Source organism: Puniceibacterium antarcticum, from assembly GCF_002760615.1.
In the GTDB taxonomy this organism is placed as follows: Bacteria; Pseudomonadota; Alphaproteobacteria; order Rhodobacterales; family Rhodobacteraceae; genus Puniceibacterium; species Puniceibacterium antarcticum.
This window is the reverse complement of sequence record NZ_AWWI01000088.1, coordinates 1-4876: the sequence shown is the minus strand read 5'-3', so window position 1 is coordinate 4876 and position 4876 is coordinate 1. Positions and strand designations below refer to the sequence as shown.

The following is a 4876-nucleotide window of genomic DNA, read 5'->3' as shown; positions in this document are numbered from 1 at the left end:
ACCGATCCGTGAGTTTCGAGACATCTTGTGCGAGCGCTGTCATGGCAGTCTCCTGAAAGAAAGGGGGGTCTTTGCTGCCCGCGATAGGTAATGCATTTGCATTGCCTTGTCAAGACAAGCCGCAGGATCTGCTGTCGCCGGGCAGGTCGATCAACCGTCCGGCGCAGCACCTAATTTCGCCCCGCGAGATACTCCGCCAGCACCGGGCTAGCCGCACCTTTCGCGGAGCTGAGCAGCTCCGAGCCCGCAAGCGAGGCCTTCGACAGGCGTACGAGCCCGCCGGTTTCCTCAATGCGGTAGCAGCGGCGTTTCTGCCGGCCCCGCCTGTAGTGGGTCGCGGTGACGATCTGGCAGGTGCTGCCATCGGTGAGCGTCACAGGGGCCGCGAGCCTGATCTTGTCGCCTTCCTCGTAGTCCGGGATCGAAGCCCAATCCCGGCAGCGCTGACGCCAGTCCTGCGCGTAGCTGTCCGGGTCTTTCAGGTCGGAGAGAAGCGCGATCAACGCAAGGGGAGCACGAGACTCGTTCGGGCCGGCGCTTTCCTCCATGTCCTTGTAGCCCCAGCAGCCGTCATCGTATCGGGTGAGGAAGACAGCCCCGAACGTGATGGAGCCATCCACATCGGTCACATAGGTTGCGTCTTCGACAGCGGTGCCGTCGAGATTGGTGACCCTTGCCGCCGCATACCAGGTGGAGCCGACCTTGCAGGCCTTGACCAGTTCGGTTTTGCGCGTGTCGCCCTGAGAGGTGCAGAGCCGGGCAATCTCCGCTTTCTCATCCGCGTAGGTCTGGACGCGGCCGTCGGTATAGAAGAGCCATCCCATCTCAGAGTCCTTTCTCTCATTGGGGAAATTGTTGTCGCCAATGTCCCTAGAGGGCCGCAGGCCTGGCAGGGTATTGGCGATGCTTGTTTGAGAAAGGGCGCGTTACGCCACCCTCCGGTCGTCGATCTCCATCAGCGCATCGAGCGGCACGCGGTAGGGCTGCATGGCGTCGAAATCCTCGCAATTGCCGCAGTTCTGCACGATCGCGAAGGTGTCGCAGGCATCCTTGAGGATAACCCGGAAGGTGCCGCCGAGGCCCGAGGGCACTTCGTAGGTCCCGCCGATGAGATAATCCGAGGCCCGGCGCACGAAGACACGGATGCTGTGGCCATCGGTTGCGAGCCGGATCGCCCCCCGCCCCCGGTCGATGAGCACCTGCACGTCATCCAGGATGTCGGTGTAAAATTGGCCGGTAAGATCGCGAAACGCCATGCGGCGCTGCGCCATCCAGTCGGTGTCCCGAAACGGGTTCATGCCGTCGGCAAAGGCGAAGGAGGGATCGGCCTGCTCGGTGGTGACGATACGGGTGGTCGTGCCATCGATGCCATTTGAGCGCAGATGCACACCATTGCCGACGATGAGGATCAGGGCGGGCCTGTCCACGGGCCCGTTCCAGTTGGGCAGGAAGGTCTTGCAAGCGCGCGCATGTGCGATTTGCGCCGCGACCGCGGAGGCAGAGAACTTGAGAATAGCCATGGGGATGTCTTTCCGTTGGGTGTGGGAGGGTCGACCCGCGCGGGTGGCATGGTCCACGCGCGGGTCACTTGATGCATCAGGCCGCTTGCGCGACCTCACTGTCAGGCTCCGGTGTTTCCGCAGTGGGCTCCGCTTCGTCAAAGGCGACACCGGCGGTCTGCATCATAGGCGGGCACCAGGCGGCCACGGCAGCGCGCTGCGCGTCCGTGAGTGTGGCGAAGGGCTCGGCGAAGAGCTTGTCGCAGAAGGCGACGATCTCTTTCTTGCTCGACGAGGCCAGCGTCACAGCCTCCTGGGCGAGACCCAGATCCTCGCCCAGGATCTTCAGGAGCCAGGCCTTTTTGAAGCGGTTGAAGAGCGCCGCATTCGGCGTCCAATGCGCGCGGATGTCGGGCATGATCTCGATCTCGAACGCATGCATCAGGCTGTCGCGACGTGGATCCCGCGCGAAGCAGGACTGCGTGGTGCTGGCCGTGGCATAGGCGACGAGCTTGGCCTTCTCCCCTGTCTCCAGCGCGCGAAACGCCGCGAACTGATCGGCGGGCGGGCGGGTATCATCGAGCCACGTGAGGTCCAGCAAATCATGCGCCGCCGCCACCTGCTCGAGCGAGGTCTCGTCGATCTCGTCCATTTTGGCGTGGTTGCGGTACTCCTTGCGGGCATCGATCTTGATCGCCTGCGTGACACTCATGCCGCTGGCCAGAACATCACTGACCAGCTTGAAGAGCGTGAGATCGAGCGTGGCCTCCGGATGCAGCGCCATCGCGGCGCCGAGGGCCATGGCCCGCTCGGTCTTGAGGTCCTCTGCCAGCGAGGCCGGATAGCTGATCTCGCCGGCGTCCGGGGCCTCCTCCCCAGTCGGGTTAGCCGAGGAGCCGCGCGCGCCCTCCTCTTTCACGATGTCCTCCGGGCGTACGAGGCCCACATGGAGGGTCACCTTACCGGCCCCCCACGAGGCAATCACACCAGCGCGGGCGAGGTCCTCGGCGCTGTAGGCCTCCTGCAGATCGCGGGCTTCGTCTTCCAGAGCGTCCACGCGCTCGTAAAGGGCATTGTAGGCACCGTCCTCGAGCCCTTCATCCTCCATCTCGAGCTGCAATTTCTCAAGCTCGGCGGTGATCTCATCGATGCGCTTCTGGGCAGCCTCATCCGGCTCGATCGGGCCGGGATAGACACGGCCGTAGTCGGCCATGGTCGCGTAATCATAGCGGACCATCGCATCGGCCCAGGCAAAGCCCAGCTTTATGCGAGCCTCTTCGGCGGCGGCACCGAGCTTCTCGAGCAGGATGGTTTCGACCAGCGCCGCATCCTCAAGCACGGAATGCTCTTCCAGAAGGTCAGCCGCGACGGCACCGCCACGCGCCTCGTATTCTTCGCGCACGAAAGCCCCGATATCATCGCTGACCTGCACCCCGCGGGATTTCAGGGCCTGACGGACGGTATAGGCCTGCAGATAGCCGCCGTCCTTCGTGAGCGCCTCGAAGACCTCGCGCTGCGCCTCCTGGCTCGGATGCTCGGCGAAGGCCTTCATCGTGTCGAGCGTGATCACCTTGCCCCGGGCCGCGGCGCGGATGTCGGGATGGATAAGGCCATAGCGCAACCGGCCTTTCACGGCGGCCACCGTGGTGCCGAAGATCTTTGCGATAGTCTCGGGCGTCTGGCCGTCGACCTCCATCATCCGCGCGAAAGCCTCGAACTCGTCGATGGCGTTCATCGGGGCTTGCGTGATGTTCTCGGCGAGCGACAGCGCCGTCGTCACGTCGCACTCCTCCGGCACAAGGCGGCAGTCGAGCTTGGTTTTCGCCGTGAACCCCTTGCTGGTCTTGTCGGCGATCAGCTCCTTCAGCGCGGCATGGCGCCGGCCACCGGCGAGGACAGCGTATTTGCCGTCAAGCTTCTGGACCAGGAGAGGCTGGAGCAGGCCCAGAATAGCGATACTGGCCTTCAGATGCGCAATGTTCTCGGGGTCATAGGTTTCCGGCGAGTTGCTGCGCACATTGGCGGGATGCGGGACCAGATCGCCAATTGCGACGGTGAGAGGGGCAAAGCTTGTGGTCATGGGATATCCTTCCAGGTGGGTGAGGTGTGGCCCGCGCCTTCACGCGCGTGACCAATCCCCGGTTTCAGGGATCACCACGACAAAAGGCCCACTTTCCCTTTGAGGGGTCAGTGGGCCTTGAGTTTTCGGATCGACACTTTGGGAAGCCCTCCTGCCCTACCAGTCGCGCGCCAGCATGATGGTCAGCACGCGCATGGTTGTGGCAGGATTGTCCGGGGTCTCGGCCCCGTAGCGGAAATCCGAGTCTGCTTCATAGAGATCGATTTTCCAGAACACGGTCTCGCCTCGGATCTCGACCGCCCCGAAATCGTGCCATCCCTCGGGATCATTCTCAGGCTCGAACGTGGCAAACTCACCGGTTGCCTTGACCGCCTCGGCCATGAAGCCGTCGCCGGCCTCCATAAGCGAGCGGGTGACATGCATCCGGCCCTGGATGGGCTGGGCGGGCGGCACACCAAGGCACGCGAGCTTGCGAAACGCGTCGTTCTGCGCCGCGATCACGGTCGGATCCGGACGGTCTGGCTGGGGTTGAACGGTCATGGACATGGGGATCTCCTTTGAGAAGTTGAAACACCCTTCTCAAAGCCCGCTTTTTCTTTTCCGCCTGGCGGATGAATTGAGGTCTAAGGCGCCTTACCCGAACAGCCCTCTGGCTCTGTGGTTCGGGTTGGGGATGGTTTCGATCCAGCCACCCTGTTCCTTGATGCTCTTGAGCGCTGCCGAGAGCGGATAAGCGCCCTCGGACGGGCTCCACCAATAGGCACCGCGCTTGAAGGTGATGATCTTGCGGCGGCCGTCGTTGAAGCAGGCCACCCGCAGCGTTTTGGGTTCCTTACGTGACATGGGTGTCTCCGTTCTCCGTGTGGTCAGGCGGCCTCGGCACTGCGCCCTGCCCTGCCCGTCTCCGATCTGGCGATCAGATAGTCGCAGGCGCGCTGCGCGTCCGCGGCGTGCTTGAAGATCGCACCCTTGTCCGACCGAAGAACGCGCAACCAGTTGTGGAGGTAGGCCGCATTCATCTCGAGCGTATGCGCCGTGAAGCCGAGCGTCTGACCCAGGAACACCGAGGTCAATTCTGCGACGATCTCCTCGCGCGCATAGGACGTGTTGCCAAACTTCGAGAACCCGAAATCGCGATTCAGTCGATGCGGGGCTTTCGTGGCATGGGCCAGTTCATGGGCCCAGACCCCGTAGAAATTGCGTGGGTCCTGGAACCGCGTGATGGATGGCATGTAAACCTTGTCCACGGGCGGCAAATAGTACGCCTCCGTGCCCGTGAAGACGGTTGTGATGTCGA

6 protein-coding genes are annotated in these 4876 nt (G+C 63.1%); all 6 read right to left on the bottom strand.

Translation table 11 applies throughout. The features are described 5' to 3' along the window. Positions 1 to 170 precede the first annotated feature (170 nt). On the bottom strand, positions 171 to 824 hold the full coding sequence (locus P775_RS12490) for a DUF6927 domain-containing protein (protein ID WP_099911308.1): 654 nt from the start codon (positions 822 to 824) through the stop codon (positions 171 to 173). Between the two features lie 102 nt (positions 825 to 926). Next, positions 927 to 1520: a hypothetical protein gene (locus P775_RS12485; protein ID WP_037911611.1), complete on the bottom strand. Its 594-nt coding sequence runs from the start codon at positions 1518 to 1520 to the stop codon at positions 927 to 929. 76 nt (positions 1521 to 1596) lie between these two features. Next, positions 1597 to 3579 carry a ParB/RepB/Spo0J family partition protein gene (locus P775_RS12480; protein ID WP_099911307.1) on the bottom strand — a complete coding sequence of 661 codons (1983 nt, stop codon included), beginning with the start codon at positions 3577 to 3579 and terminating at the stop codon, positions 1597 to 1599. Positions 3580 to 3735: 156 nt separating this feature from the next. Further along, positions 3736 to 4125, bottom strand: a complete 390-nt coding sequence (locus P775_RS12475) for a DUF3768 domain-containing protein (RefSeq protein ID WP_099911306.1) — start codon at positions 4123 to 4125, stop codon at positions 3736 to 3738. An 87-nt stretch (positions 4126 to 4212) separates the two neighbouring features. Continuing rightward, positions 4213 to 4422: a DUF6330 family protein gene (locus P775_RS12470; protein ID WP_099911305.1), complete on the bottom strand. Its 210-nt coding sequence runs from the start codon at positions 4420 to 4422 to the stop codon at positions 4213 to 4215. Between the two features lie 23 nt (positions 4423 to 4445). Then, on the bottom strand, positions 4446 to 4876 hold a 431-nt coding region (locus P775_RS12465; RefSeq protein ID WP_245875672.1), incomplete at its 5' end, for a zincin-like metallopeptidase domain-containing protein.

Bases quoted from the DNA above. Each gene is read 5' to 3' on its own strand.
- P775_RS12475 (WP_099911306.1), bottom strand. From the start codon at position 4,125: ATGTCCATGACCGTTCAACCCCAGCCAGACCGTCCGGATCCGACCGTG.
- P775_RS12490 (WP_099911308.1), bottom strand. From the start codon at position 824: ATGGGATGGCTCTTCTATACCGACGGCCGCGTCCAGACCTACGCGGAT.
- P775_RS12485 (WP_037911611.1), bottom strand. From the start codon at position 1,520: ATGGCTATTCTCAAGTTCTCTGCCTCCGCGGTCGCGGCGCAAATCGCA.
- P775_RS12480 (WP_099911307.1), bottom strand. From the start codon at position 3,579: ATGACCACAAGCTTTGCCCCTCTCACCGTCGCAATTGGCGATCTGGTC.
- P775_RS12470 (WP_099911305.1), bottom strand. From the start codon at position 4,422: ATGTCACGTAAGGAACCCAAAACGCTGCGGGTGGCCTGCTTCAACGAC.